Origin of the sequence: Amycolatopsis sp. (assembly GCF_035546795.1) — a bacterium.
Classification (GTDB): domain Bacteria; phylum Actinomycetota; class Actinomycetes; order Mycobacteriales; family Pseudonocardiaceae; genus Amycolatopsis_E.
The window spans coordinates 1-25,832 of record NZ_DASZWC010000047.1 but is presented as its reverse complement, the minus strand read 5'-3'; the positions used below and the strand labels follow the sequence as shown (position 1 = coordinate 25,832).

The 25,832-nt window shown below is 69.8% G+C and carries 23 protein-coding genes, 1 tRNA gene and 1 pseudogene; 13 read left to right on the top strand and 12 right to left on the bottom strand.

Annotation, left to right across the window (positions count from 1 at the left end):
* Positions 1 to 97: 97 nt before the first annotated feature.
* Positions 98 to 1,066, top strand: a pseudogene (locus tag VHD82_RS25500) (MFS transporter); the annotation flags it as partial.
* A gap of 242 nt (positions 1,067 to 1,308) precedes the next feature.
* On the opposite strand, the gene VHD82_RS25495 reads toward VHD82_RS25500, so the two are convergent.
* Positions 1,309 to 1,403: transfer RNA gene (locus VHD82_RS25495), tRNA-Sec, on the bottom strand.
* Between the two features lie 20 nt (positions 1,404 to 1,423).
* Positions 1,424 to 2,281, bottom strand: coding sequence for an SAM-dependent methyltransferase (locus VHD82_RS25490; RefSeq protein WP_325708973.1), 858 nt, complete (start codon positions 2,279 to 2,281; stop codon positions 1,424 to 1,426).
* 482 nt (positions 2,282 to 2,763) lie between these two features.
* On the opposite strand from VHD82_RS25490, the gene VHD82_RS25485 reads away from it, so the two are divergent.
* Positions 2,764 to 3,453 carry a LysM peptidoglycan-binding domain-containing protein gene (locus VHD82_RS25485; protein ID WP_325708970.1) on the top strand — a complete coding sequence of 230 codons (690 nt, stop codon included), beginning with the start codon at positions 2,764 to 2,766 and terminating at the stop codon, positions 3,451 to 3,453.
* 239 nt (positions 3,454 to 3,692) lie between these two features.
* The gene (locus VHD82_RS25480) at positions 3,693 to 4,136 is read left to right on the top strand and encodes a L,D-transpeptidase (RefSeq protein WP_325708968.1); all 444 of its coding nucleotides are present in this window, start codon (positions 3,693 to 3,695) and stop codon (positions 4,134 to 4,136) included.
* Between the two features lie 75 nt (positions 4,137 to 4,211).
* On the opposite strand, the gene VHD82_RS25475 is transcribed toward VHD82_RS25480, so the two are convergent.
* The 5 genes from VHD82_RS25475 to VHD82_RS25455 form a co-directional block, all read right to left on the bottom strand.
* Positions 4,212 to 4,829 (bottom strand): DUF4232 domain-containing protein, encoded by a 618-nt coding sequence (locus VHD82_RS25475; protein WP_325708965.1) that lies wholly within the window; start codon positions 4,827 to 4,829, stop codon positions 4,212 to 4,214.
* Between the two features lie 103 nt (positions 4,830 to 4,932).
* On the bottom strand, positions 4,933 to 5,361 hold the full coding sequence (locus VHD82_RS25470) for a hypothetical protein (protein WP_325708962.1): 429 nt from the start codon (positions 5,359 to 5,361) through the stop codon (positions 4,933 to 4,935).
* Positions 5,361 to 6,617, bottom strand: coding sequence for a putative T7SS-secreted protein (locus VHD82_RS25465; protein ID WP_325708959.1), 1,257 nt, complete (start codon positions 6,615 to 6,617; stop codon positions 5,361 to 5,363). Before VHD82_RS25465 ends, VHD82_RS25470 begins: the two co-directional genes overlap by 1 nt.
* Positions 6,614 to 6,907 (bottom strand): hypothetical protein, encoded by a 294-nt coding sequence (locus VHD82_RS25460; protein WP_325708956.1) that lies wholly within the window; start codon positions 6,905 to 6,907, stop codon positions 6,614 to 6,616. Before VHD82_RS25460 ends, VHD82_RS25465 begins: the two co-directional genes overlap by 4 nt.
* A 74-nt stretch (positions 6,908 to 6,981) precedes the next feature.
* On the bottom strand, positions 6,982 to 7,896 hold the full coding sequence (locus tag VHD82_RS25455) for a LysR family transcriptional regulator (RefSeq protein WP_325708953.1): 915 nt from the start codon (positions 7,894 to 7,896) through the stop codon (positions 6,982 to 6,984).
* Positions 7,897 to 7,977: 81 nt separating this feature from the next.
* On the opposite strand from VHD82_RS25455, the gene VHD82_RS25450 reads away from it, so the two are divergent.
* From VHD82_RS25450 to VHD82_RS25440, 3 genes are read left to right on the top strand one after another with little or no spacing between them, the layout of a single operon-like run.
* Positions 7,978 to 8,685 carry a succinate dehydrogenase cytochrome b subunit gene (locus VHD82_RS25450; RefSeq protein WP_325708950.1) on the top strand — a complete coding sequence of 236 codons (708 nt, stop codon included), beginning with the start codon at positions 7,978 to 7,980 and terminating at the stop codon, positions 8,683 to 8,685.
* A 1-nt stretch (position 8,686) separates the two neighbouring features.
* Positions 8,687 to 10,615: a fumarate reductase/succinate dehydrogenase flavoprotein subunit gene (locus tag VHD82_RS25445; RefSeq protein WP_325708947.1), complete on the top strand. Its 1,929-nt coding sequence runs from the start codon at positions 8,687 to 8,689 to the stop codon at positions 10,613 to 10,615.
* Positions 10,612 to 11,352 carry a succinate dehydrogenase/fumarate reductase iron-sulfur subunit gene (locus tag VHD82_RS25440; protein ID WP_325708944.1) on the top strand — a complete coding sequence of 247 codons (741 nt, stop codon included), beginning with the start codon at positions 10,612 to 10,614 and terminating at the stop codon, positions 11,350 to 11,352. Before VHD82_RS25445 ends, VHD82_RS25440 begins: the two co-directional genes overlap by 4 nt.
* Here VHD82_RS25440 and VHD82_RS25435 read toward each other — a convergent pair.
* Positions 11,315 to 12,256: a LysR family transcriptional regulator gene (locus VHD82_RS25435; protein ID WP_325708942.1), complete on the bottom strand. Its 942-nt coding sequence runs from the start codon at positions 12,254 to 12,256 to the stop codon at positions 11,315 to 11,317. The two genes, VHD82_RS25440 and VHD82_RS25435, sit on opposite strands and share 38 nt — an antisense overlap.
* Before the next feature lie 80 nt (positions 12,257 to 12,336).
* On the opposite strand from VHD82_RS25435, the gene VHD82_RS25430 reads away from it, so the two are divergent.
* Together VHD82_RS25430 and VHD82_RS25425 are read left to right on the top strand one after the other, a co-directional pair.
* Entirely contained in the window at positions 12,337 to 13,557 is a 1,221-nt protein-coding gene (locus VHD82_RS25430; RefSeq protein ID WP_325708940.1) for an MFS transporter, read from the top strand.
* Positions 13,558 to 13,667: 110 nt separating this feature from the next.
* Entirely contained in the window at positions 13,668 to 16,169 is a 2,502-nt protein-coding gene (locus VHD82_RS25425) for an FUSC family protein (RefSeq protein WP_325708937.1), read from the top strand.
* Between the two features lie 101 nt (positions 16,170 to 16,270).
* Here the strand turns inward: VHD82_RS25425 and VHD82_RS25420 are convergent, their stop codons facing one another.
* Complete coding sequence (locus tag VHD82_RS25420; RefSeq protein ID WP_325708935.1) at positions 16,271 to 17,068, bottom strand: alpha/beta hydrolase; 798 nt, start codon at positions 17,066 to 17,068, stop codon at positions 16,271 to 16,273.
* On the bottom strand, positions 17,065 to 17,541 hold the full coding sequence (locus VHD82_RS25415) for a cupin domain-containing protein (RefSeq protein ID WP_325708932.1): 477 nt from the start codon (positions 17,539 to 17,541) through the stop codon (positions 17,065 to 17,067). Before VHD82_RS25415 ends, VHD82_RS25420 begins: the two co-directional genes overlap by 4 nt.
* A gap of 101 nt (positions 17,542 to 17,642) precedes the next feature.
* On the opposite strand from VHD82_RS25415, the gene VHD82_RS25410 reads away from it, so the two are divergent.
* From VHD82_RS25410 to pntB, 3 genes are all read left to right on the top strand, one after another.
* Positions 17,643 to 18,227 carry a TetR/AcrR family transcriptional regulator gene (locus tag VHD82_RS25410; RefSeq protein WP_325708929.1) on the top strand — a complete coding sequence of 195 codons (585 nt, stop codon included), beginning with the start codon at positions 17,643 to 17,645 and terminating at the stop codon, positions 18,225 to 18,227.
* A gap of 261 nt (positions 18,228 to 18,488) precedes the next feature.
* Positions 18,489 to 20,015, top strand: a complete 1,527-nt coding sequence (locus VHD82_RS25405; RefSeq protein ID WP_325708926.1) for a Re/Si-specific NAD(P)(+) transhydrogenase subunit alpha — start codon at positions 18,489 to 18,491, stop codon at positions 20,013 to 20,015.
* A gap of 34 nt (positions 20,016 to 20,049) precedes the next feature.
* The gene (gene pntB / locus VHD82_RS25400; RefSeq protein ID WP_325708923.1) at positions 20,050 to 21,513 is read left to right on the top strand and encodes a Re/Si-specific NAD(P)(+) transhydrogenase subunit beta; all 1,464 of its coding nucleotides are present in this window, start codon (positions 20,050 to 20,052) and stop codon (positions 21,511 to 21,513) included.
* 4 nt (positions 21,514 to 21,517) lie between these two features.
* On the opposite strand, the gene VHD82_RS25395 is transcribed toward pntB, so the two are convergent.
* Both VHD82_RS25395 and VHD82_RS25390 read right to left on the bottom strand, forming a co-directional pair.
* Complete coding sequence (locus VHD82_RS25395; protein ID WP_325708920.1) at positions 21,518 to 22,546, bottom strand: aldo/keto reductase; 1,029 nt, start codon at positions 22,544 to 22,546, stop codon at positions 21,518 to 21,520.
* A 121-nt stretch (positions 22,547 to 22,667) separates the two neighbouring features.
* Complete coding sequence (locus tag VHD82_RS25390; RefSeq protein WP_325708917.1) at positions 22,668 to 24,080, bottom strand: hypothetical protein; 1,413 nt, start codon at positions 24,078 to 24,080, stop codon at positions 22,668 to 22,670.
* A 271-nt stretch (positions 24,081 to 24,351) separates the two neighbouring features.
* Here VHD82_RS25390 and VHD82_RS25385 point away from each other — a divergent pair, with 271 nt between their 5' ends.
* Entirely contained in the window at positions 24,352 to 24,513 is a 162-nt protein-coding gene (locus tag VHD82_RS25385) for a hypothetical protein (RefSeq protein WP_325708914.1), read from the top strand.
* The gene (locus VHD82_RS25380; protein ID WP_325708911.1) at positions 24,510 to 25,541 is read left to right on the top strand and encodes an acyl-CoA desaturase; all 1,032 of its coding nucleotides are present in this window, start codon (positions 24,510 to 24,512) and stop codon (positions 25,539 to 25,541) included. Before VHD82_RS25385 ends, VHD82_RS25380 begins: the two co-directional genes overlap by 4 nt.
* Positions 25,542 to 25,832: the final 291 nt, after the last annotated feature.

Below are 25,832 nucleotides of genomic sequence, written 5' to 3'. Positions count from 1 at the left end.
CTGGAGAAGGCGGACATCGCGGGGGAGGAGCCGGCGGATCACCGGGGAGCACGCAGACCGGCGGACGGGGACAGCGCTTCTCGCCGTCGGGATCGTCGTGCTCGAGTTCGCCGCCGCCGTGACGAGTTTCGTCGCGTCCACGCTGCTGCCACTCGTGGCCGTCGACCTGGACGCGCGGAACAGGCTCGCGCTCCTGATCGCCGGTTCGACGCTCGGGTTGTTCGTCGCGCTTCCGTTGGCCGGCCGGGTGCTGGGGCGGCTCGGCACGCGCGGCACCCTCACCGCCGGGATCGTCGCCTACGTCGGCGGGCTCGTCCTGTCCGCGAGCGCTCAGACGGCGTGGATGTTCGCGCTGGGGCAGCTTTTCAGCGGGCTCGCCGGCGGGCTGCTCGCCGTGTTCGGTGTCAGTTCGGCGATCCGGCATCTCGACGAGCGGGCGCGGATCCGGGTGGTCGCGGCGTCGTCGGCGATGTGGATCCTGCCCGCACTGGCCGGGCCGGCCGGGACGCTCGGCCTCGCGCATCTCGTGGGCTGGCGCTGGACCTTGCTCGTGCCGGTTCCATTCGTCCTTTGTGGACGGTTGCTGATCGTGCGGTCGGTCCGTGACGATCCGCCTGACCGGTCCGCGCAACGCCCGCTGGGGCGGACCTTGCTGGTGCCGCTGGGCGCCGCGGGCGTCGTGCTGAGCATGGGCTGGTGGCCGCTCGCGATCGCCGGCGCCGGGATCGCGCTGGCCGGGATGATCACGATCCTCCCGAAGGGAACCGCGCGGTTGCGGCCGGGGACGCCCGCCGCGCTCGGGGCGCTGGTGTTGTTCGCGGTCGGCTATTTCGGCGCGGACAGCCTGATCACCGTGCTGCTGACCACCGGCTTCGGGCTGGACCTCGGGCAGGCGGTGATCATCCTGAGCGCGGCCCCGCTGGCCTGGGGGACGACGAGCCTGCTGGCCACCCGCTTCGGCAACCGCCGGCGCTTTCCCGTGATCGGGCTGACCATGACAGCCCTCGGCACGGCCGTGACTGCCCTCGGCGGGTCCTTCGTCGTGGCGCTCGTCGCCTGGGCGGTGGCCGGGATCGGTGTCGGGCTCGCCTATCCCGGGCTGTACATCAGAGCGAGCACCGCGGGCACGGGCGGCTTCACGGCCGCCGAGCTGGCCACGGCGGTGATCACGGCGGAGTCCACCGGCCAGCTGCTGGGACGCGCCATCGGCGGCACCCTCAGCTCCGCCGACAACGCCGGCGGGCTGCCGGCTTCCTACCTGCTGTTCGCGGTCGCGTTGCTCGCAGCGGCCGGCGCGGCGAGCCGTGATGGCGGAGGTGAACGGGAATCGAACCCGCCAGGCCGGGATACCCGGCCTCGTCGGTTTTGAAGACCGCGGCGCCCACCAGGACGCGGACACCTCCCTGGCGACCGAGGGTAACCGTCAGCGCGGCTTTTCCGCGACACCGCCCCAGTTGTACGGACGGACGTCGTTGTCGTCGGTGGCGAGCCATTGCGGGTTGTCGGGCCGCCAGTCGGTCAGGTGGACGAGCCCGGGTTCGATCATCCGCCAGTCGCCGAAGAACTCCTTGATCTCGTCGTGGGTGCGCACCCAGAACGGGTTGCTCGTGCTCTTGTACGCGTCCGTCACCTTCAGCGCATCGGTGACGACCTCGTTCTGGGCGTCGTCGATCGTGACGTGTGACAGGGCGAGCCAGCTGCCCGGCGCCAGTTTTTCCCGGTACTGGGCCACGATCCGGTCGGGCGCGTCGCCGGGGCCGAGGAAATGCAGGGCCGCGACCAGCAGCAGGCACACCGGTTGGGTGCTGTCGAGCAAAGCCTTGGTGTCCGGGTGTTTCAGGACGCGCTTGGCATCGCGCAGGTCGGCCTGGACGAAGCGCACCCAGTCCGTGACGCCCTGCTGCTCCAGCATGACGTGCGCGTGCGCGGCGGCGACCTCTTCGTAGTCCACGTAGACGACGCTGGCGTGTTCGCCTTCGGGCAGGGCATCGCGCACGATTTCGTGCACGTTGTTGACCGTCGGCACGCCGGAACCCAGGTCGAGGAACTGGCGGAATCCCGCGGCGACCGCGGCCCGCACCACGCGGTGCATCCAGGCACGGTTCGAGCGGGCGATCGGCCGGACGAGCGGGAAGCCCGCCAGCACCTTCTTGCCGAACTCGCGATCCACGGCGTAGTTGTGCGTCCCGCCAAGGAACCAGTCGTAGATCCGCGCGGCGGACGGTCTTTCCATGTCGACACCCTCGGGCGTCGGCGGTGCCGATTCCCTGTCGGAAAACATGAACGATGTTCTACAGCATCCGCTCCCGGCCTGGTGGACGGGTTTGGGCACCGGGTGCCGAACGGGTTCCGGGTAGGCCGGACGCGCGCGGCGGCTGCTGCGTTCGGTCCGTTTGAGAAAACCTATCCACGTTTAGTCGGCCTGGTGAGAAAATATCGACCTCGTGTCCAACTGAGTGTGGATCCGACCCGGAACTGACCGGCCTCGTTGGGGTTGAGCCAAGATCTATTGCCGGACTGAGCGTAGGTAGGGGTGACTCACCGTGGCGCTTGCATTACCAGGTTTGGTGATCTGTGTCCATTGCCACGGACTCTGTACATCTGTTGTTTCCCTTTCGTAATCTTCTCGCGCTTTCGCGGTGACCTGCGATCTACCCCGAGGATCAGCGGCCGCAGGCCACCGCGAACCCCTGGGGTCCTGGTCCGGGCTGGGCCACGGACCCAGGGCGCCGCGGTGTGGAACGAGAAGGAGCCCCACCCACCGTGGGACGTCACAGCAAACGCAGCAAAACGAAAACCGTCCTCAAGCGCACCGGCGCGACCGCGGCTCTCGCGGGCGCCACGATCGGCGGGATCGGTCTCGCCGGCGCCGGTACGGCCAGCGCCTTCCCCGGGCAGGCCGGCATCGTCAAGTGCGAGAGCGGCGGTAACCCGACTGCAGTCAACAACACCGCGGCGGGCCAGCGTGCCGGCCGCCCCGCCGGCCTGTTCCAGATCGTGACGAAGACCTGGCTCGCCAACGGCGGTGGCCAGTTCGCGCCGACCGCCGACAAGGCCACCCCGGCCCAGCAGCAGGTTGTCGCGGACCGGATCTACGCCAAGCAGGGCTCGGCGCCCTGGGAGTGCGGCACGGGCTCCGGCCCGTCGGCCTTCGCCTACTTCGGCGGTTCGATCGGTGGCGGTTCGGCCTCCACGGAGACCGGCGCGACCACGGCGAAGCCCAAGGCCCAGGCGAAGGTCCAGGCCAAGGCCGAGACCAAGAAGCCGGTTTCGACGGGCACGACGCGGTCGAACCCCAACGGCGACTACACCGTCGTCGCGGGCGACACCCTGTCCGGCCTCGCGAAGAAGCTCGGCACGTCCGGCGGCTGGCAGCACCTGCAGCAGCTCAACGCGCAGTACATCCCCGACGGCGACCTGATCCTGGTCGGGCAGAAGATCGCCACCAGGTAACCCGTCCGCCGCGTCCGCATCGCTTTCCCCCGGGCGATGCGGCCGCGGTGACGAGCCGCCGGTGATTCCAGACGGCGCGCTCGGGCGTCGTGCCGGGACTGGTGGCGGCTGAAAACGCGGGGTAGGCGGGCCCGCTCGGCGGGAGCACGGCCCGCCTACCCCGCTTCCCGGAACGCTTCGGTTCGCCGGGGTCCGGACGGTTGGTGCTTATCCGGTGCGTCAGCGGGTAACCACGGAGCATGACTACGTTACGAGAAATCTCCGCGATAGTGACCGGAGTAGCGGCGCTCGGCGCGCTCGGGGTGGTCACCGCCGGTACTGCCGATGCCGCGTCGATGCCCTGCTCCAGCCAGGCCAAAGCGTGTGTGCAGTTGTCGGCCGGGAAAGTGTGGCTGGCAGACCACGGGAAGGTGACCTATGGCGCGGTGCCGGCCACCGTCGGCACGCCGGGTTACCCGACGCCGAAGGGCCGGTTCCACGTGCAGTACAAGGACATCGACCACTACAGCAAGCAGTATCACGGCCCGATGCCGTACTCGGTGTTCTTCACCACCACCGGTGTTGCCTTCCACGAAGGCAGCTTGCGCGTGCAGTCGCACGGGTGCGTGCACCTGTCCCATGCCGCGGCCGTGAAGGTCTACCAGACGCTGCGCCCAGGTGATGTGGTCGAGGTCGTGCCCTGATCATCCACAGTGGACTGTCCAGGGCGGCGAGGTGGTGCCGTCGGGGTGAGCCGCGGTCGATCGGGCCGTACCGCGTCAGGCCGGATCGGCGAGGATTCCGTTGACCCAGCTGCCCGGATGGGTGGCGGCGTCCTGCCGCAGCACCGTCACGTCGGAGGGCCACTGGGCGGTCAGTGCCGTGGTCTGCCCCGGCGGGATGGTCTCGACCCTGGCCGGGATCCAGCGCGTGGAACCGTTGCTGCCGACCGAACCGGGGGTGGCGCTGAGCACCGTGATCGTGGCCGTCGCGGTCGTGCCCGGCGTGACCTCGTTGTAGGGGGCGCCGTTGTCCACCCGTGTCAGGTGGTAGACGGGGCCGTTCGGATCGTCCGGGCCGACCAGGTCGACGCCGGGGACTCCGTAGAGGCCACAGTCGTGCGCGGAGATGTTGCGGTACACCAGCGGGACGTCGAACTGCCCCGGATACTCCGAAGACTCCTTCGGAGTGCCGAGGGAAACCGAGAGGTCGGCGGTGCCGCACCGGGGCGTGGACGTGCTGGGCGCGCTGTGCGAGTCGGCGACGAACGCGGGCGAGGAAACCGGAGCGGGTGCCGGGGAAGCGGCGGGCGCGGAGGTGCCGCACGCGCCGAGCGTGCAGGCTCCCGCGAGCGCGGTGAAGCCGACGGTAAGCCGCGTGATCATGGTGTGCGCCATGGTTTTTTCCTGCCCCCTGTTGTCGAAAGTGGACGATCAACCCGATCTACTTACCGTGGGACGGCCACTTACCGACAAGGTGCAGTGAATGTGATGCAGATCACTACCGCTGAAGGTCGGGGCCCAGTGAGGCGACGAAGGACCGGAAGTCGCCGGCCACTGCGCCGAACTCGCCCCGGGTGCAGGTCAGCGCGGCGCGGACGACGGCGCGCCGACCCTCGACCCTGCCCATCGCCAGGTACACCTCGCTGCGCACGAGGGTTTCGCCGTCGATGGTGAACCGCAGCTCCTGGACGAAGCCGTCGTCGCCGATCTCCTCGCCGCTGAGCGTGTCCACCTCGGCGGTCGTGCGCAGCTCGGCCACAGCTTCGCCGGCCACTGCGCGCAGCGGCATCGCCACCGGCCACAGGCCGCCGGTCAGCATGATCCCGGCCGTCTCGGAATGCACGGCGGCGAAGGCGGTTTCCTCGACGGGGACCGGTTCCCAGCCGTCCGGGAGTCCGAAGTGGACGGATACGGGCAACTGCGTCATCAGCCGAACAACCCCTTGACGGACTTCCCGATGCCGGAAATATCCTTGCCCACACCGGAAACCGCGTCGCCGGCGGCCTCGATGCCGGTGCCGATCCCGTGCGCGGCCGATTCCGCGGTCTCGGCCACCTTGTGCCCGTCGATCTGCAGGTCGAACCCGACCTCGCCGCCGAGCCCGACCGACGCCCCGACATTGCCCTTGAGGTGGAACTTACCGTCGTCGCCGATGCCGACGGAGGCCGCGGCCTCGGCCCCGACGCCCGCCCAGCCTTCCGCGGTCGTGCCCGCGCCGACCCCGCCGACGTCGACGGCTCCGCGGACGCTGCCCCGCGCCCCGGCGAACACCCCGGCCTTGGCTTCGACGCCTTTCTTGCCGATCCGCAACCCCGCGCGTCCACGGGTGCCGAAGGTGCCCTCGGCCTTGCCATCCAGCCCGAGGATCCCGTAGTCGGCGCGGCCGGTCGCGGTCACCTTGATCCCGGTGATCGACTCCAGTTCCACGGTGAGCCCGCGCTTGTTCAGCGCGGCCTGGAAGTTGTTCTCGATGCCGACCATCGTTTCGAGCTTGCCGCTCAGCGTGAGGTCGCCCTTGGTCAGTTTCCCCTGCGACACCTGGTGAAGCAGGTAGGCGTAGGTGCGGTAGCGGCCGAGTTTCCCGTGCTCGGGCGGGATGAACCTGGTGCCGGAATCGTCGAAGGTGACCGAGGAGCTGCCCTCGGCCTGCCAGCCGCTGCTGATCGCCTTGACCAGCCCGTCGATCGCGGTCCCGGTGGCGGCGCCGATCGTGCCGATGACCCGCGCGCTGTCGGCGGCCTGGCGGTCGAGCTGGTCACGCGCGCGGTCTAGCAACTCCTGCGCATGGGTTTTCAGTTCTTCGCCGTGCTGCCGCAGCTGCTCGGCCGTCTGCTCCGCGGCGTCTTCGACGGCCTGCTTGCCCTGGTTCCACAGCTCGATCGCTTCCCGAGCCTGTTCCTGTGCCCAGCGCAGGGTGTCGGCGTAGTCGGTCAGGCCGCGGGCGGCGGACGTCAGGCTGTCGGACACGGCGTACCACTGCGCGGGCAGCCAGTCGACGAGCTCGCCGAACGCGTCCGCCGTCGCGCCCGCCCAGTCCGGCACGGTGAACCCGGCCAGCTCGGAGCCGACGCCTTCGACCTGTGCGGCCTTGTCGACCAGTGTCTTGACGTGCTCGACGATGGTCTCGGGCGCACCGGGGATCAGTGCACGGGGATCGTCGGTGTCCCCGAGCCCGGCGCTCACCGGGAAACTCGGTGGATGGCCGCTTCGCCCTCCAGATCGGTGGCGCCGAACAACGTCGCCGTATCGCGCAGCGCCGAGTGCGTCAGGTCCACGCGCTTGTGCAACACCGTCTCCGCGAGCCGCGCGAGATCGGCGAAATCCCGCAGTTTCCCGGCCAGCGCGGCATTGCCGTAGATCTCGGTGGCCGCGTCGATCCCGTCGAGCGTCGCCGTGTCCATGGTCAGGAGGTCACCGAGGCCCCCGGCGGTCCGGTGCAGGTCGCCGGGGTCGGTTTCGAGTGCGCGCCACACGCTTCCGATGGAAGAGCAGCAGCCGGAACGGGGAGTTACGGACCGGCGGCGCCACGATTACGCGGCCGCGAAGATCACGAGCGCAGTGCGCGGATTCCGGGCGGGAGCTGTGCTCCGCCGAGGTAGCGGACCACCGCGGCCTGCAGGGCCCGGACCGCGCGAGGCTGTTCCACGTCGCGGCGGTAGGCCAGCCGGACCACGCGGCTCAGGCCCGGTCCGGCGAACGGCGTCCGGCGGAACCGGTCGCCCACCACGGTGCTCGGCACCACCGCGAGCCCGAGGCCGGCCTTGACCAGTTCCAGCACCGCGTCCATCTCACCGCCCTCGATTGCGAACAGCGGGTCGAAACCCTCGGCGTGGCAAGCGTTCACCGTCGCTTCGCGCAGGTCGTAGCCCTGCCGGAACATGACCAGCTGGCGGTCGCGCAGGGCGCGGACCGGCATCCGGCCACGCACCGGCGCGGGCGCGTCCTTCGGCGAGATCACCACGAGGTCCTCGACGAACAACGGGCGGCTTTCCAGCCGGGGATCGTCGTGCACCCGGCTGTCCACGATCATCGCCAGATCCAGCGCGCCCTCGGACAGTTCGGTCTGCAGGTCCCGCGAGCCGCTTTCGTGCAGCACCAGCTCGATCCCCGGGTAGTCCCGGCGGAACGCGGCGAGCATCGCGGGCAGCAGGCCGGTGCACAGGCTCGGCGTCGCGCCAAGGCGCACCCGGCCACGGCCGAGCTCGTCCAGCTCGCGGATCGCCCGGTAGGCCGCTTCCGTCTCGGCGAGGATCCGGCGGGCGATCGGCAGCAGCGTCTCACCCGCCTCGGTCAGCGTGATGTTGCCCCGGATGCGGTGGAACAGGACGGCGCCGACATCCCGCTCCAGGGCCCGGATCTGTTGCGACAGCGAGGGTTGCGCGACGCGCATCCGCTCGGCGGCCTGGGTGAAGTGCCGCGTCTCGGCGACTGCCACGAAGTAGGCCAGCTGCTGGAACTGCATATCTTATGATAGCTCTTGCCTATGATGATGAGAGGAAGCATGTGTTTGCCCTCTCGTGTGCCGCGTCCTACCGTCGAGTGCGTGGCAACCGCAACCGCGACGACGCGCCGCCCGCCCGCGCTCCTCGTGTTCTGGCGTTCGACCATCGGCAAGAAGAGCGTGATGGCCGTGACCGGGCTCTTGTTCGTGGCGTTCCTGCTCGCGCACATGGCGGGCAACCTCAAGATCTTCTTCGGTCCGGCGGAGTTCGACCACTACTCGAGCTGGCTGCGCATGATCGGCTCGCCGGTGCTGCACAGCTCGTGGTACCTGTGGGGCCAGCGCACGGTGCTCGTGCTCGCACTGGTGCTGCACGTCACCGCGGCCGTCCAACTGTCCAAACGGGACAGACGAGCTCGCCCGGTGCGGTACGCGCACGGCCGGCGGCCGCGGGCGAGCTTCGCCACGCACACCATGCGCTGGGGCGGCGCCACGCTCGCCGCCTACCTGGTGTGGCACATTCTCGACCTCACCGCCGGGGTGGCGAACCAGGACTTCCAGGAGGGGCACCCATACCACAACGTGGTCGCGGACTTCGGAGTCTGGTGGGTCAACCTGATCTACATCGTCGCGCTGCTGATGCTCGGGCTGCACATCAACCACGGCTTCTGGAGTGCGGCGCAGACGCTGGGCATCCGCGGCGCCACGCGTGATCGGGCGATCAAGACCACCGGGACCGTGCTCGCCGTCGTGATCACCGGCGGCTTCCTGATCGTGCCGATCGCCGTGATGGCGGGATGGGTGAGCTGACATGCTCGAATACACGGTCGGCGCACCGATCGCCGACACGAAGACACCGGACGGCCCGGTCTCCGAAGCCTGGGACGCCCGCCGCTTCGGCGCGAAACTGGTGAACCCGGCCAACCGGCGGCGGCACCGGGTGATCGTGGTCGGCACCGGCCTCGCCGGCGGCTCGGCCGGCGCGACGCTCGCCGAACAGGGCTACCACGTGGTGCAGTTCTGCTTCCAGGACTCCCCGCGCCGGGCCCATTCCGTGGCCGCGCAGGGCGGGATCAACGCGGCCAAGAACTACCGCAACGACGGCGATTCGGTGTACCGCCTGTTCTACGACACCGTGAAGGGCGGGGACTTCCGCTCGCGGGAGTCCAATGTGTACAGGCTGGCGCAGGTCTCCGCCCAGATCATCGATCAGGCGGTCGCCCAGGGCGTGCCGTTCGCACGCGAGTACGGCGGCTTGCTCGACACCCGTTCGTTCGGCGGGGTGCAGGTGCAGCGCACGTTCTATGCCCGAGGACAGACCGGCCAGCAACTGCTGCTCGGCGCGTATCAGGCGTTGTCGCGCCAGATCGACGCCGGCGGAGTGGAGCTGCATCCCCGCACGGAGATGCTGGACCTGATCGTCTGCGGCGGCCGGGCCCGCGGCATCGTCGCCCGCGACCTGGTGACGGGCGAGGTGTCCACGCATCTGGCGGACGCCGTCGTGCTCGCGACCGGCGGCTATGGCAACGTTTTCTACCTTTCCACCAATGCCAAGGGCTCCAACGCGACCGCGATCTGGCGCGCGCACAAGCGCGGCGCGTACTTCGCCAACCCGTGCTTCACCCAGATCCACCCCACGTGCATCCCACGTTCGGGCGAGCACCAGTCGAAGCTGACGCTGATGAGCGAGTCGCTGCGCAACGACGGCCGGATCTGGGTGCCGAAGCAGCAGGGTGATTCCCGCCGGCCGGACCAGATTCCGGAGGACGAACGGGATTACTACCTGGAACGGATGTACCCCAGCTTCGGCAACCTCGTTCCGCGCGACATCGCTTCGCGCGCGGCGAAGAACGTGTGCGACGCGGGCTACGGCGTCGGCCCCGGCGGGCTCGGGGTGTACCTGGACTTCGCGGACGCCATCGCGCGCCTTGGCCGCGCGGCGGTGGAAGCCAAGTACGGCAACCTTTTCGAGATGTACGAGCGCATCACCGCGGAGAACCCCTACGAGGTCCCGATGCGCATCTACCCGGCGATCCATTACACGATGGGCGGTCTGTGGGTGGACTACGACCTGCAGAGCACGGTGCCCGGCCTGTTCGTGATCGGCGAGGCGAACTTCTCCGACCACGGTGCGAACCGGCTCGGCGCGTCGGCGCTGATGCAGGGCCTGGCAGACGGCTATTTCGTGCTTCCGGCCACCCTCAACGACTACATCGCGCGCGGCGGCTTCGACGAACTCGGCCCCGGGGACCAGGCGGTGCGCGAGACCGAAGCGGCGGTGCGCGAGCGGCTGTCCAGCCTGCTCGCCGTGCAGGGCAGCCGCAGTGTCCACTCGTTCCATCGCGAACTCGGCCACCTGATGTGGGAGCACTGCGGGATGTCGCGCACCGCGGAGGGGTTGCGCAAGGCGCTCGACCGCGTGCCGGAGCTGCGCGCCGAGTTCTGGCGCGATGTCCGCGTGCCCGGCAGCGGCGCGGAACTCAACCAGGAGCTGGAAAAGGCCGGCCGGGTCGCGGATTTCCTCGAACTGGCGGAGCTGCTGTTGCTCGACGCCCTCGTGCGCGAGGAGTCCTGCGGCGGGCATTTCCGCGAGGAGTACCAGACCGCCGACGGCGAGGCCCGGCGCGACGACGAGAACTTCGCGCACGTGGCGGCCTGGGAATACGGCGAAATTCCCGTGCTGCACAAGGAAACCCTGGACTTCGAACACGTACACCCCACCCAGCGGAGCTACACGTGAAACTCACCCTGCGCGTCTGGCGCCAGGCCGGCCCCGACGTTGCCGGCACCCTCGTCGAGTACGCCGTCGACGACGCCAGCCCGGACATGTCCTTCCTCGAACTGCTCGACGTGCTCAACCAGCGGCTCATCGAGGAGGGCGAAGAGCCCATCGCGTTCGACCACGACTGCCGCGAGGGCATCTGCGGCTCCTGCGGGGTGGTGATCAACGGCCGGGCACACGGCCCCGAGCGCACCACGACCTGCCAGTTGCACCTGCGGTCCTTCCGCGACGGCGACGTGCTCGACGTGGAACCGTGGCGCGCCAGTGGATTCCCGGTGATCAAGGACCTCGTGGTGGACCGTTCCGCGTTCGACCGGATCGTCCAGTCCGGCGGTTACGTCACCGCGCCGACCGGCAGCGCCCCGGAAGCACACGCGACCCCGGTGCCGAAGCCCGCCGCGGACCTGGCGTTCGACAATGCCACGTGCATCGGCTGCGGCGCGTGCGTCGCGGCCTGCCCCAACGGCTCGGCGATGCTGTTCACCTCGGCCAAGGTCGCGCACCTCAACACGCTGCCGCAGGGGCGGCCGGAACGCGAAACGCGGGTGCTGGACATGGTGGAGACCATGGACGCCGAGGGTTTCGGCGGCTGCACGAACACCGGCGAATGCGTCGCGTCCTGCCCGAAGGGCATCCCGCTGGCCAGCATCACCACGCTCAACCGGGAGTTCCTGCGCGCGTCGCGGCGGCGGTGAGCTGCGCCTCGCCGGCCGCGTAGTCCCGGAAGGTCCGCACCGCGGGCAAAAGCGGCCGTTCCGTCGACCAGACCAGCCCGATTTCCCGGTACGCGGGCGGCTGCAGCGGGATTTCCACCGTGCCGGGATTGGGCAGCGGCTCCGACTCCGGCAGCACCGCCACGCCGAGCCGGGCGGCGACCATGCCGCGCAACGTGTCCGCTTCCTCGCCCTCGAACGAGATCCGCGGTGTGCAGCCCGCTTCGGCGAGCAGCGCGTCGACGATGCGACGCAGGCCGAACCCCGGTTTGAGCGACACGAACTCGGATTCCGCGAGCGCCGCGAGCCGCACTCGTTTCCGGGACGCGAGGGCGTGTCCTGCTGGGACGACGGCCACCAGGGGTTGTTTCGCGAGTGCGCGGGTGGCCAGTTCCGGGTCACCGGCCGGCAACGGAGCGGTGAGCACCAGGTCCACTTCGCCGGCGCGCAGCCGTTGCAGCATCTCCTCGCTCCTGCCCTGCACGAGGGTGAACCGGACGCCGCCATGCGCCGCCCGGAACCCGGCGAGCAGTTCGGGCACGCGGACCCCGCCCATGGTGTGCAGGAAGGCGAGCGAGACGTGTCCGTGCTCCGGGTCGGCCTCGGCCAGTGCCGCCCGGTAACCGAGCCTCAGTTCGCCCGCGGCCCGTCGCGCGGATTCGGCCAGGCGCTGTCCCGCGCGGGTCAGCTTGATGCCCCGCCCGTCGCGGCTCACCACCGCGGTGCCCAGCTGTTCCGCCAGTTCCGTCAGCCACCGGCTCGCGGTGGGCTGGGGGACACCGGCGAGTGCCGCGGCACGGGTGAGGTTGCTCTCCTCGGCCAGCGCGTCCAGCAGCGCGACCCGGGGGGCCAGCGGGGTAATGCTCGCGGTCAGCGGGTCGTCCATGGAATTGATCCACCTATGGATGTTTTGGGTCTGCTCTGCGTATTGGACGCATAATATGCGGCTGCTTACGGTTACTGAACGTGGCAGAGACGACGACACAGCGGGCAGCGATCCGGCACCTGCGGGGCACCCCCGGTTTCCGGCGCATCACCCTGGCGCTCTTCGCTTCCGGGCTGGCGACGTTCACCACCCTCTACTGCGTGCAGGCGCTGCTTCCGGCGCTGAGTACCCAGTTCGGGCTGACGCCGGCGGAGTCGAGTCTCGCCGTCGCCCTCGGCACCGGCGGGCTGGCCGTGGGCGTGATCCCGTTGACCGCGCTGTCCGGGGTCGTCGGGCGGACGCCGATGATGACCGCCTCGCTGTTCGCGGCCGCGTTGCTCGGCGTCGCGCAGGCGATCAGCCCGTCGTTCGCGGTGCTGCTGGTGTTGCGCGCCTTGCAAGGGCTCGCGCTCGCCGGGCTGCAGGCGACCGCGATGTCTTATCTGGCCGAGGAAATCGACCGCCGCTCGCTCGGCTCCGCGATGGGGCTCTACATCGCGGGCAACGGGATCGGCGGGATGGCGGGCCGCATCATCGCGAGCGTCGTGCTGGACGTGTCGAACTGGCGGTGGGCGCTGGCTGTCGTCGGGTGCGTCGCCCTGCTCTGCGCGATCGTCTTCCGCGTCAGCATCGTGCCGTCCGCCTTCTTCACGCCCAGCCCGCCGCGCCTGCGGCATCTTGCCGGTGCCGTCGGCCGGTCGTTCACCGACCACGGTCTCGTGCGGCTGTTCGCCTGCGGTTTCCTGCTGATGGGCTGCTTCGTGACGGTCTACAACTACCTGGGCTTCCGCCTGCTGAGCCCGCCTTTCGGGCTGTCGGCGGCCGTGGTCGGGATGATCTTCGTGGTGTATTTGGCAGGCTCGGTGTCCTCGACCGTCGCCGGCCGCCTGGTCGATCTGCTCGGGCGGCCCCGGATGCTGCCGGCCGCGGCCGCGGTGACGCTTGCCGGCATCGCGCTGATGGTGCCGTCCAACCTCGTGGTCGTGGTGATCGGGCTGGTCGCCACCACGGTGGGCTTCTTCGCGGCGCATTCGGTGGCGAGCGGCTGGGTCGGGCCGCGGGCGGCGACCCTGCAGGTGCAGGGGCCGGCGGTCTACCTGTTCTGCTACTACCTCGGTTCGAGCGTGGGCGGCTCGGTCGGCGGGATCGCCTACGGCGCGGGCGGCTGGAACGGCGTCTCGCTCTACATCGGGGCGTTCATCGTGGCCGTGCTGATCCTGTCGCTCACCTTGCGGAAGCTGCCGCAGGCTAAGCTCAGGTAACGCTCTGGCGTGAAGGATTCACGTAATGGTTACAATGATCATTGATTGCTTACCATCCATCGGGTGGCCCGGCCACGGAACGTGACCAGGCTGCGGACGGGAGTGCTGGCTTGCCGGGGTCGGGCGTTGCGGAGATCGGCCGGAACCTCTGGGGGCGCTTCTGCTCCTCCGATCCCGGGCTCAGCCAGTTCCAGCTGGCGGCTCGCGCGGTGGTCAGCGTCGCGGTCGGCATCCTCGTCGGGTTCGGTGGCGCGCATCTGACCGGCCAGCAGCCGCTGATCCCGATCATGCTGTGCGCGGTGCTGTCGCTGAACATCGGCTTCACGGTCGCCGAGCCCACCCGTGGCGCGCGGCTGGTCACGGTGGTGCTGATGCCGGTCCCGGTCGCGGCCGGGATGGTGCTGGCGGCCCTGCTCGCGCCCCGGCACGTGGCGGCGCTGGCCGGGTTCGTGGTCGTGATGTTCGTGGCCGTGTGGATCCGCCGGTTCGGTCCGCGCTTCGCCGCGTACGGCCTCATGGCCTGGATGTCCTACTTCATGTCGATGTTCACCGGCATCGGGTTCGACCGGCTGCTGCCCGTGTTCGCCGTGGTGGGCCTGGAAACCGTGGCGATGGTCGTGTTGCAGGTGGGGGTCTTCCAGGTCCGCCCGGACCGGGTGCTGGCCCGCATGGTGCGTGCCTTCCACGCCAGGGTCGCCGCGGTCGCCGACACCAGCCTCGCCCAGGTCGACGGGGCGCGGGCCGGTGGCCGGACGGACCGGCGGCAGCGCATCCGCCTGATCCGGTTGAACGAGGCGGCGCTGCTGATCGACGGTCAGCTCGGCATCGCGGGATCGTTGCCGACGGGCTGGAGCGAGGAGGCGGTCCGGCACGAGCTGCTGACCGCCGAGTTCGCGGTCGGCACCGTCGCGGCCACCGCCGAACGGCTCCGTGACGAGCGAAGCGCGGTCACGCCACGGGAACTCGCCAACGTCCGCGAGGCGCTGATCGCGTTGCGCCGCGGCGATCTCGCGGCAGCCGAGGCCGCGGGCGAACGCCTCACCGCGCTCGGCCTCGGCGCCGGAAACGGTTATGCGGCCGCCGCCGCGGCCTACCGACTTGGGTCCGCGGTCGTCGATCTGGTGCGCGCGCAACGAAACGTCGAAGCGGTGCCCGAAGCGGGCCCCGCGGAGAGCCGTTTCACCCCGTCCGTCGAGCTGCTCAACGGACGGCTGCCGGGCAGCGCCCCGCTCGCCACCCAGTTCGACGACGGCGCCGGCAGCGGCTGGCGCGCGCGGATCGCCCGGATGCCGCTGCCCACCCGTCAGGCCCTCCAGGTGTCACTGGCCAGCGCGGTGGCGATCGTGCTCGGCTCGATGATCAGCGAACAGCGGTACTACTGGGCGGCGCTGGCCTGTTTCGTGACCTTCACCGGAACGGCCACCGCGGCCGAGACCGTGAGCAAGGCTTTCGACCGCGCACTCGGCACCCTGGTCGGCGTCGGGGTCGCGATCTTCTTCGCGAACCTGACCCACGGCAACCTCGTCGGCGTGCTGATCGTGATCTTCGGCTCGGTGCTCGCCGGGTTCTTCCTGATGCGGTTCACCTATGTGCTGGCCGTCGTCTTCATCACGACCATGGTCGGCCAGCTTTACGGCGTGCTGCACGAGTTCTCCGATTCGCTGCTCCTGCTGAGGGTGGAGGAAACGGCGCTGGGCGCGGTGATCGGTTCGGCGGTCGCGTTGTGCTTCCTGCCCACGAGCACCCGCCGGGTCGCACGGACGGCGCGGCGCAATTTCTTCGTCGCCGCCGCGGATCTGCTCGCGGAAACGGGCGATCAGCTGAAGGACAGCCGTGGCGACCGGTCGGCGTTGCGGGGCAGCGCGCGGGCCGCCGACGCGGCGCTGCAGCAGTTGCTGCTGACCACGAGGCCGTGGACCTTGCCCGCCCTGTTCGGCGCGGAAAGCCCGTTCCCCGGCGCGCGGAACCTGCGGCACCGGCTGACCGCGTACTCGATGCTCGCCGCGCAGGTCCGGAGCCTGGCCGTGCTCGCCACCGCGGACCCGCGCCCGCCGGTCCATCTGGCGCACGATCTGTCGCGGATCTGCGGGCTGCTGGCCGCCAGGCTGCGCGCGCTCGACGAGAGTCCACTTGAGACGGACGGCGTCTCGCGGTCGCTGGACGCGATCGGGCTGACGCTCGTCAGTTGGTACGGCGTGACTTCGGAGCATCCGCGGCGGATCGTGGCAGCCCTGCGGCACCTGGACGAGACCTCCCGTCGTATCGCCGGCGCGCAACCCTGCGCGGAACCCGTTGTGGCGGAAGAGAAACCGCCGATGGTGACCCGGACGGTGGAGACTGAGGGCACTGTCCGCGGTTCCGTGTCCGGAGTGGACGCCCGGCCCGTCTGCGCCGTCGTGACGCTCATCGACCAGGCCGGGCGCCAGGTCGGGCGGGCGCAGACACGGCAAGGACGGTACTGCCTGCGACCGCCGGGCGTCGGCGCGTACCTGCTGGTGGTCACGCCCGGTTCCAGTAGCGCGAAGACGACCCCGCGCGCCGTGCCGATTCTCACCGGACGGCAACCGGTCACGTGCGATGTGGTACTTCCCGGAACCCCGCTGCCTTCCTGAGCGCCCGCCCGACACGCCACCCCACCAACCGCCGCCCGTTGAACACCGCGTGATCGGGGCGGGGTGGGGTCACACAGATCTCCTCGCCGGAGGGCCGCACATCAACCGACCGACGCGCCCGTACCGACGAACTCCCAGAGCGCGTCGAGGAACTCCGCAGGAGTCTCGACCTGCGGCATGTGGCCGGTGCCGGGCAGCAGGCGGAATTCCGCGCCGGGAATGGCTTCCGCGTAGGCGCGCCCGTAATCGGCGTCCACCACCTGGTCGCCCGCGCCCCAGGCGACCAGGGCCGGTTTGGTGATCTTGGCCAGGCGTGCGCGCAGCGTGGGGTCGGCCATGTCGTCCGGGCCCGAGTAGACGCGCAGCACCGCGCGGTTGGCGGCCGCGTTTTCGCGCTGTGCCTCGGAAAGCGCGCTGGGGTCGAAGCGGAACTTCGACGGGTCGTGGAAGGACAGCCGCGCCAGTTCGGCCGGCGTCAGCTCGAAGGTGTCGGCGACCGGATGCCCTGGCACGTCGACGCCGACCGCGTTGACCAGGGTGACGCTGCCGATCCGGTCGCTGCCCAGTGCCGCGAGCTCGGCGGCGATCCAGCCGCCGATCGAGTTGCCCACGACGGCGACGTCTTGCAGCGCAAGGGTTTCCAGCAGCTCCGCGTACACCCGCGCCAGTGCCGGGACGTCGGAAAGCCAGCCGGGGCGGGGGGTGCCGTCGAACCCGGGGTGGACGGGAATGTGCACCGTCGCGGGCCGTTGCCGCGCGAGGAGCGCGCCGAACGTGGCGACGGTCTGCGGGCCGCCGCCGCCGTGCAGCAGCAGGACCGGGCGCCCGGCGCCGCCGTGCAGATCGACGGTGACGTCGAGGGTGCGGCCGTCGACGGTGAGTGGGTAGGTGTCGGTCATCCAGGTCTCCTGATCAGGCGAAAGTCGGTGGCGGGAACGGTGGCGTAGTGGCTCATCACGGTGGCCGTCGCCGCCGGCGTGAGCTCCCCGCCGGCGGCGATCATGGCCCGCAGATCGCGGAAGTACTGCACGTAGAGGTCGGGCGTGAAGGTGTTGAGCATGACCGCGGGCGTCTCGCCGAGGTTGGCGAAGGTGTGCGGGGCGCCGGGCGGGACCATGACCAGCGAATCGGCCGGGGCCTCGTGCGTGGTCTCGCCGACGGTGAAGTGCACGGTGCCGGATACGACGTAGAAACCCTCGTCGTGCTGGGCGTGCCGGTGCTGCGGCGGGCCCTGGGTGTGCGGCGCGATGGTGATCTCGCCGATCCCGAGACGGTGCCCGGTCGTGGTGCCGTCTTCGAGGATCCGCATCCGGGTGGGGCCGAGCTGGATCGCCTCGCCGCCGTCCGGGCCGATCACCGAAACGCTGCTCATGGGCATCTCCTTCATGAGAGTCAACTCTCACGAGACTAGCCGGGCGGCCGGGTTCATGCAAGTGAACTCTCATAACGAGAGTTGAATGCTAGGATGCGAGGGTGGGCACGGGACGTATCAACCAGAAACAGCGCACCCGCACGGCGATCGTGACGGCCGCGCGGGAACTCATCGGCGATGGCTCCGAGGTGACCATGCCCGTGGTCGCCCGCGCGGCGCTTGTCTCGGAAGCCACGGCGTACCGGTATTTCCCCGATCTCTCGTCGTTGATCAGCGAAGCGCTGGCCGGCGTCTGGCCCTCGCCTGCCGAAGCGCTCGCGCCGGTGGACGACTCCGCCGACGCGGTAGAGCGCGTCGCTTTTGCTTGTGAATTCCTGCTTCGCGGCATCATCGCCCGCGAGGGCGCGGTGCGGGCGATGATCGCGGCCACGATCACGCGGCCGGAAAACGTCACGACCCGGCCCGGCATCCGGTTCGGCCTGATCGACCACGCGCTACAGCCGCTGGAAACCACCCTCGCCCGCACGGATCCGGAAACGTTCGCCCAGCTCAAGCGCGACCTCGCGGTGGTCGTGAGCGCCGAGGCGCTGTTCACCCTCACCGATCTGTGCGGGATCGCCCCGGACGAGGCTGTCGCCAGCGCGGTCCGGACGGCGAAAACCCTTGTCGCGGCAGCGATCGGCTGAGGCGGCGCACCGTCGTCCATTGTGGACCGGAATAGGCCACGCCCGGCGGCGGGCCCGATGGCGGCGGAATTCGCCGGAAACACAGTTCTGCCGACATTTTCCGTGACATATCTCGCGTGCGGTGGCACAGTCGGCGCCTTACCATGACTGCACCAACAAGCCGGTACTCCGGTGCGTCCTCGCTCGCAGGGCCGCCCGGAAAGCACGGGCCGTGCACCGGCCGGAGGGCATTCATCGCCCGAACCTGAGCGAGGAGGCTCGATGCTCGTCGGAGTGCTGAAGGAGGCCACCCCGGGGGAGACCCGGGTGGCCGCGACACCGGCCACGGTGTCCCAGTTGCTGAAACTGGGGTACGACGTCGTGGTGGAGCCTGGGGCCGGTGCCGCGGCGAGCTTCTCCGACGAGGCCTACACCGAGGCCGGCGCGTCGATCGGCGAGGCGGTGCGGGCGCAGATCGTGCTGGGCGTCAATGCGCCGGTGAAGGAGCAGCTCGACGCGATGGCGCCGGGCGCCACGTTGATCAGCCTGCTGAGCCCGGCGCTGAACAAGGAACTGGTCGAGGACCTGTCCTCGCGCCCGCTTACCGCGCTGGCGATGGACGCGGTGCCGCGTATCTCCCGCGCCCAGTCGCTGGACGTTCTTTCGTCGATGGCCAACATCGCGGGCTACCGGGCGGTGATCGAGGCCGCGCACAGTTTCGGCCGGTTCTTCACCGGGCAGGTCACGGCCGCGGGCAAGGTGCCGCCGGCGAAGGTGCTGGTGGTCGGGGCCGGCGTCGCCGGGCTGGCGGCGATCGGCGCGGCGGGCTCGCTCGGGGCGATGGTGCGCGCGACGGATCCGCGGCCCGAGGTCGCCGACCAGGTGCGCAGCCTCGGCGGCGAGTACCTGTCCATCGAGGCGGCCGACGTCGAGGTCTCCTCGACCGGTTACGCCAAGGAGATGAGCGAGGACTACAAGACCCGCGAAACCCAGCTCTACTCCGACCAGTGCCGCGACGTGGACATCATCGTCACCACGGCGCTGATCCCGGGCAGGCCCGCGCCGCGCATCATCACCGCGGACATGGTGGCCTCGATGCGCCCCGGCAGCGTGATCGTCGACATGGCCGCGGCCAACGGCGGCAACGTCGAGGGCACGGTGCGGGGCAAGGCCGTGACCACCGCCAACGGGGTCACGATCCTCGGCTACACCGATCTGGCCGGCCGCCTGCCCGCCCAGTCGTCCCAGCTCTACGGGACGAACGTGGTGAACCTGATGAAGCTGGTGACCCCGGCCAAGGACGGCAAGCCGGTGTTCGACATGGACGACATCGTCGTGCGGTCGATGACGGTGGTCAAGGACGGCGAGTGCCTCTGGCCGCCGCCCCCCGCCCAGGTTTCGGCCGCCCCGGCGAAAAAGGACGCCGCGGAGGCGACCCGCGCCGAGCCGGAGCCGAAGAAGCCGATGTCCGCGGCGGCCAGAACCGGGTTGATCGCGCTGGCGGGCGCGCTGCTGTTCCTGTTGGTCGCGGCGTCACCGCCGGCGTTGCAAGGGCATTTGACGGTGTTCGCGCTCGCGGTGGTGGTCGGTTTCTACGTGATCGGGCACGTGCACCACGCGCTGCACACGCCGCTGATGTCGGTCACCAACGCCATTTCCGGCATCATCGTGGTCGGCGCGCTCCTGCAGGTCGGCCACGGCGCCGCGGTCACATGGCTCTCGTTCGCCGCGATCCTGCTGGCGTCGATCAACATCTTCGGTGGGTTCGCCATCACCCGGCGCATGCTCGGCATGTTCTCCCGCAGCTGAATCCGGCCCCGAGCACGAAAGTCTGAGACCGCACATGACCCTCGACACCATCGCGCAGGCGGCCTACATCGTCGCCGCGCTGTTGTTCATCCTGGCGCTCGCGGGCCTTTCCCGGCACGAGACGGCGAAAACCGGCAACGGATTCGGCATCGCCGGCATGGTCATCGCGCTCGCCGCCACCATCACGCTCGCCGTGCAGCGCGAGATCTCCTTGCTCGGCGTGGTGCTGCTGGTCGTGGCGATGGTGGCCGGTGCCGCCGTCGGCCTGCAGCGCGCCCGCGTCGTGCAGATGACCGGTATGCCCGAGCTGATCGCGCTGCTGCACTCGTTCGTCGGGCTCGCCGCGGTGCTGGTGGGCTGGAACGGTTACCAGCAGGTCGAAGCCGACCCCGGAGGCGCGGAAGCGTTGTCCCTCAAGGCACTCGGGCTCGGCGGGATCCACTCCGGTGAGGTGTTCATCGGCGTGTTCATCGGCGCGGTGACCTTCACCGGTTCCATCGTGGCGTTCCTGAAGCTGTCGGCCAGGATCAAATCCGCGCCGTTGACGTTGCCGGGCAAGAACTTCCTCAACCTCGGCGCGCTCGCGGTGTTCGTCGGGCTGACGGCGTGGTTCGTGGCGGATCCGCATTTGTGGCTGCTCATCGTCGTCACCGTGGTGGCGCTCGCGCTGGGGCTGCACCTGGTCGCATCCATCGGCGGCGGGGACATGCCCGTGGTGGTGTCGATGCTCAACAGCTACTCGGGCTGGGCAGCCGCGGCGAGCGGGTTCCTGCTGGAGAACAACCTGCTGATCATCACCGGCGCGCTCGTCGGTTCGTCCGGTGCCTACCTGTCCTACATCATGTGCAAGGCCATGAACCGGTCGTTCATCTCGGTCATCGCCGGTGGCTTCGGCATCGAGGCCGGGCCCGCCGACGACACCGACTACGGGGAGCACCGCGAGATCACCGTCGACGGTGCCGCCGAACTGCTCGCGGAAGCGAGCAGCGTGATCATCACGCCGGGCTACGGCATGGCGGTCGCACAGGCGCAGCACGGCGTCGCCGAGCTGACCCGCAAGCTGCGCGAGCGCGGCGTGAACGTGCGCTTCGGCATCCATCCCGTCGCCGGGCGCCTGCCGGGGCATATGAACGTGCTGCTCGCCGAGGCCAAGGTCCCGTACGACATCGTGCTGGAGATGGACGAGATCAACGACGACTTCGCCGACACCGACGTCGTGCTCGTCATCGGCGCCAACGACACGGTGAACCCGGCCGCGGCCGAGGATCCCGGATCGCCGATCGCGGGCATGCCCGTGCTCAGCGTGTGGGAGGCCAAGAACGTGATCGTGTTCAAGCGGTCCATGTCCTCGGGGTACGCGGGTGTGCAGAACCCGTTGTTCTTCCGCGAGAACACCGCGATGCTCTTCGGTGACGCCAAGGAGCGCGTGGAGGATCTCTTGCGTGCCTTGCCCGCGGGCTCGGCGAGCGGGACGCGCACGCCGTCGGCCGTCGGCTGACCGATCAGGCGACCGGGCCGCTCGCGGCCTCGAACCGGGCCCGGTCCGGCCCAAGCAACGTGTCGAGCTGGGTGGCGCCGCGTTCGTGCGGCTGCCCCAGCGGCACGTCGCTCGCCGCCGTCAGCCGCTCGAACTGCCCGGGCGTGAGGGTCACGTCGAATGCGCCGAGGTAGTCGTCCAGCTGCGCGACCGTGCGCGGGCCGATGATGGGGATCGACGTCGTGGCCAGCCGCGCCGAGTGCTCGCGCAGCCAGGCCATCGACACCTCGGCCGCGGTGGCTCCTTGTTCGTCCGCGACCGCCAAAACCGTGTCGAGCAAGGCTTTCCGGTGTGCGTCCTGCTCGTTGTGCAGGAGGTGCTTCAACGCGGTGTCCGCCCGGCCGCCGCCGTTCGCGGTCCGGTACTTGCCGGTGAGGAAGCCGCCCGCGAGCGGGGACCAGATCGTCGTGCCGAGGCCCAGCGCCTCGGCCATCGGGAACAGGTCGCGGTCGGCGGTGCGCTCGGCGAGGCTGTACTCGGTCTGAATCGCCACCAGCCAAGGGATTCCGCGCAGTTCGCCGTAGGTGACCGCGCGCGAGACCCGCCAGGCCGGGAAGTTCGAGAACCCGGCGTGCAGGATCTTCCCCGACGTCGCCAGCGCGTCCAGGCCGTGCATGATCTCCTCGGTCGGCGTCACCGAATCCGGGAAATGCACCCACAGCAGGTCGAGGTAGTCGGTGTCGAGCCGGCGGAGACTGTCTTCCACGGTCCGGGTCATCGTCTTGCGGCTGTTGCCCTTGGCGAGGATCGACGCGTCCGGTGTGACGGGGTTGGTGAACTTGGTCGCCAGCACGAACTCGTCGCGGTTCTTGCCGAGCAGCGCGCCGAGGATCTCCTCGGATTCGCCGAACTGGTAGCTGTTCGCGGTGTCGATGAAGGTCCCGCCGGCTTCGGCGAACCGGTCCAGGATGGCGCGGCTGGTGTCCGGATCGGCGCCGGTGCCCCACCTGGTGCCGAAGTTGCCCGCGCCGAGCGCGTATTCCGAGACACGCATGCCGCTCCGCCGCGACAAGGTCAGGTGGCGCATGTTCACTCTTTCCGTGCCGTCCGAGGTCCTGCGCCCGAGCGTACGCCAGTGAGTTGGAAAGTCAAACTTACTGCGGCAAAAGGGATTCTCAGCGCGCTATCACCGGGGCGAAGGCGGCGCGGATGTCGTCGTCGGACGGGTCCACGTACTGGTCGGTTCCGGGGCCGTGGTCGTAGTCGCCGAACGTGGTGTACGAGAGGAAATACGGGCAGCTCGTGCCGCCGATTTCGACCGTGGTGTCGGCGACGACGTTGCCGGTGCGCAGTTCGAACGCCCGCACCGGAATGGCGATTTTGTGGAACGTCACGTCAGTCGCGCCGCCCGTGCTGTCGTCGGCGTTGTAGCCGCAGGTCCTGGTCGGGGTTCCGTAGGTCGCGTCCCCGGTGCAGAGGACCAGCACGGCGTTGCCGGGACCGTCGGCTTTCCAGTCTGCGGGGAGCCGGCTGGTGTAGTCGGTGTTGCCGTAGACCAGCGCGTGGTTGACGCCCTTGCCGTACGGCGCGGCGGCGCTGTAATGGCCCGGCGCGGCACAGTACTGGGGCGCCGACTCCGCGCTTCCGCCGAGGAGGGCGGTCACGTCGGCGAGTTCGAGCGCGAGGCCCGCCCGCCGGACGCCGTCCTGGGCCTTGCCGGTGAGTTCGTTTCCTGGGTACTGGTCGAGGAGTTGCTGGTAGCGCCGCTGTGCGTCGGTCCAGTTCTGCCCTGCCAGCAAGGCATCGCCGCATCCGGCCAGTGCCGCGGGCGCGACGCGTGGGACGGCGGTGGCGGCGCGGTCCAGTGCGTTGTGGCCGGCGGGCCGCTGACGGAGCCAGTCGGTGACGGCGGCTGTCCGGCAGGCGTCGGGAGCGGGCAGCCGGCCGAGGAACCCGTCCAGGACGGTGTCGACCATCTTCTCGTGGCCGGGGTATTCCGCCAGCACGGACGAGAGATCGGCGAAACCGGCGGTGAGCGCTACGGTGTCCCCGCTGAGGCCGACGGTGAGGTGATCATAGGCTTCCCGCAGCCGGCCGCAGGCTTGCGCGGTGGTCTCGCCGCGCACGGTCATGGGCGCGTCGACCACCCGGTGGCCCACCCAGACTCTGTCCAAAGCGGACAGTGCCTGGCCGCAGTCTCCCTTGGCGCGAGCGGTGGTCACGGTCTTCTCGATCTGTGCGGCGTCGAACCGGAGCAGCCCCACCGCGATCAGGACCGGGATCGTCACGGCGAGCGCGATCGACCGCTGCCGCCGGACGAGGTTCCACCGGGCGCGGCCGCCGGCGAGGAACCAGCCGTGCCAGGTCATGCCCAGCCACCACACGAGCACCACGGCCTCGAACCACACCGTCCGCGCCACCGTGGCGAGCAGGACCAGCAGCAGCACGGTCACCACGCCGGTCGCCGCCGCGAGCCCGCGCCGGCGCGACAACAGATAGCCCACGCCGAGCAGCGACGCGTTGCCGATCGCCACGGCCAGCGGGTCGCGCGGCGCGGGCTCCGGCTGTTCCTGCGGCTGGTAGTCCATCCGGGTCCCTTCCACGGCGAGCGGTTGCCGGGGGACAGGGTCGCGCCAACGGCCGGGAGGGGTCCCGGCGCCGGCTGGCGCTTCACCGGGCCCCGACGTGTAAGCTGGCGGCCAGCAGGAGCTCCACGTGCTGCCGTGTACACCGGCGACGCCCGGAACACGGACAAGGTCGAATATCGCGATCTTCCTTTTTCACCTGCCGGCACGAACAAAGTCTCGCGACACCAAGCGTGCGATCGCTCGCGCCGCGACCACCGCTCAAGGAGCTTTCATGCCAGTAACCGAACGCCGCACGCCTACGGCCGCGCCGGTGGTGTTCAGCCACCCGGATACGCAGTCTTCCGCCGCGCCCGAGGTGACCGCCGCCGAGCGCGCGCGGCGCGTGCGCCTTTCCGCCGAACCCTTCGCGACCCCTGGCGGGTCGTGCCGGTGACGGTTCCGGCCGCCGCGGCGGCGACGACCACCGGTGAGTACGCGGAACTACTGAACGAGGTGCGCTCGGCGGGGCTGCTGCGCCGCCGTTACGACTACTACGCGCTCAAGATCTCCGGCAACCTCATCATGCTGGCCGGGGCCTGGGTCGCGTTCGCCTTCATCGGCGACAGCTGGTGGCAGCTGATCATCGCCGCGCTGCTGGCCGTCCTGTTCGCCCAGCTGGCGTTCGTCGGCCACGACGCCGGGCACAAGCAGATCTTCCGCACCCGCCGCCCGAACGACCTGATCGGCACCGTGCACGGTGGCCTGGTCGGGATGAGTTTCCGGCGCTGGGTCAGCGTGCACAACCGCCACCACGCCAACCCGAACCACGAGGAGCACGACCCCGACCTCGACATCCCGGCGCTGGCCTTCACCAGCCGCCAGGCGCGGCTGAAGTCCGGGTTTCTCCGCTGGATGGCCAAGCACCAGGCGGTGCTGTTCTTCCCGCTGCTCACCCTCGAAGGCCTGAACCTGCACGTCTCCGGGGTCAGGGCGATCTGGCAGGGGCAGACCAAGGCGCGCCGGCTCGAAGGGCTGCTGCTGACCGCGCACGTCGTCATCTACCTCGGCGCCGTGTTCGTGGTGCTCTCGCCCGGGGTCGCGGTGCTGTTCATCGTGGTGCACCAGGCTTTGTGGGGTGTCTACATGGGATGCTCCTTCGCCCCGAACCACAAGGGAATGCCGACGACGACCGGCGAGTCCGCCGACTTCCTGCGCAAGCAGGTGCTGACCGCCCGCAACGTGCGCGGCGGCCGGATCACCGACTTCGTCTTCGGCGGGCTGAACTACCAGATCGAGCACCACCTGTTCCCGAACCTGCCCCGCGCCAACCTGCGAGCCGTCCGCGCGCTCGTGCGGGCGCACTGTGCGGAGCGGGCCATCACCTACACCGAGACATCACTGGTCGGTTCGTACGCGATCGTGCTGCGGCACCTGCACGGGCTCGGTGCACCACTGCGGCAAGCCAGGCTGGCGCCGGCCTGACGCCGTCCGGCAGCCGCAGAGGGCGCCAGCGGAGCGCGTTTGGGTCGATTGATGCTAGCGTTGGCGGTGGTTAGGCATTGGTCCTTCACGTCTTGGCGCGCAGGATTTCTGCAGCGCGCGACGACGTTTCCCTTCCACATCTCGGATCGGGTTCGCGGCGTCACACGTCACGACCCCGGACTCGCACACGGCGGGGCCGGATAGATTCCGAGAGGAACAGCTTTATGGCACAGGCAGCACTCGTGCAGGGAACCGTCAAATGGTTCAACAGCGAAAAGGGCTTCGGCTTCA

Excerpts from the sequence above, each read along its gene's own strand:
- VHD82_RS25490 (WP_325708973.1), bottom strand. The coding sequence starts at position 2,281 with ATGTTTTCCGACAGGGAATCGGCACCGCCGACGCCCGAGGGTGTCGAC.
- VHD82_RS25480 (WP_325708968.1), top strand. The coding sequence starts at position 3,693 with ATGACTACGTTACGAGAAATCTCCGCGATAGTGACCGGAGTAGCGGCG.
- VHD82_RS25475 (WP_325708965.1), bottom strand. The coding sequence starts at position 4,829 with ATGGCGCACACCATGATCACGCGGCTTACCGTCGGCTTCACCGCGCTC.
- VHD82_RS25470 (WP_325708962.1), bottom strand. The coding sequence starts at position 5,361 with ATGACGCAGTTGCCCGTATCCGTCCACTTCGGACTCCCGGACGGCTGG.
- VHD82_RS25455 (WP_325708953.1), bottom strand. The coding sequence starts at position 7,896 with ATGCAGTTCCAGCAGCTGGCCTACTTCGTGGCAGTCGCCGAGACGCGG.
- VHD82_RS25445 (WP_325708947.1), top strand. The coding sequence starts at position 8,687 with ATGCTCGAATACACGGTCGGCGCACCGATCGCCGACACGAAGACACCG.
- VHD82_RS25435 (WP_325708942.1), bottom strand. The coding sequence starts at position 12,256 with ATGGACGACCCGCTGACCGCGAGCATTACCCCGCTGGCCCCCCGGGTC.
- VHD82_RS25420 (WP_325708935.1), bottom strand. The coding sequence starts at position 17,068 with ATGACCGACACCTACCCACTCACCGTCGACGGCCGCACCCTCGACGTC.
- VHD82_RS25415 (WP_325708932.1), bottom strand. The coding sequence starts at position 17,541 with ATGAGCAGCGTTTCGGTGATCGGCCCGGACGGCGGCGAGGCGATCCAG.
- VHD82_RS25405 (WP_325708926.1), top strand. The coding sequence starts at position 18,489 with ATGCTCGTCGGAGTGCTGAAGGAGGCCACCCCGGGGGAGACCCGGGTG.
- pntB (WP_325708923.1), top strand. The coding sequence starts at position 20,050 with ATGACCCTCGACACCATCGCGCAGGCGGCCTACATCGTCGCCGCGCTG.
- VHD82_RS25395 (WP_325708920.1), bottom strand. The coding sequence starts at position 22,546 with ATGCGTGTCTCGGAATACGCGCTCGGCGCGGGCAACTTCGGCACCAGG.
- VHD82_RS25390 (WP_325708917.1), bottom strand. The coding sequence starts at position 24,080 with ATGGACTACCAGCCGCAGGAACAGCCGGAGCCCGCGCCGCGCGACCCG.
- VHD82_RS25385 (WP_325708914.1), top strand. The coding sequence starts at position 24,352 with ATGCCAGTAACCGAACGCCGCACGCCTACGGCCGCGCCGGTGGTGTTC.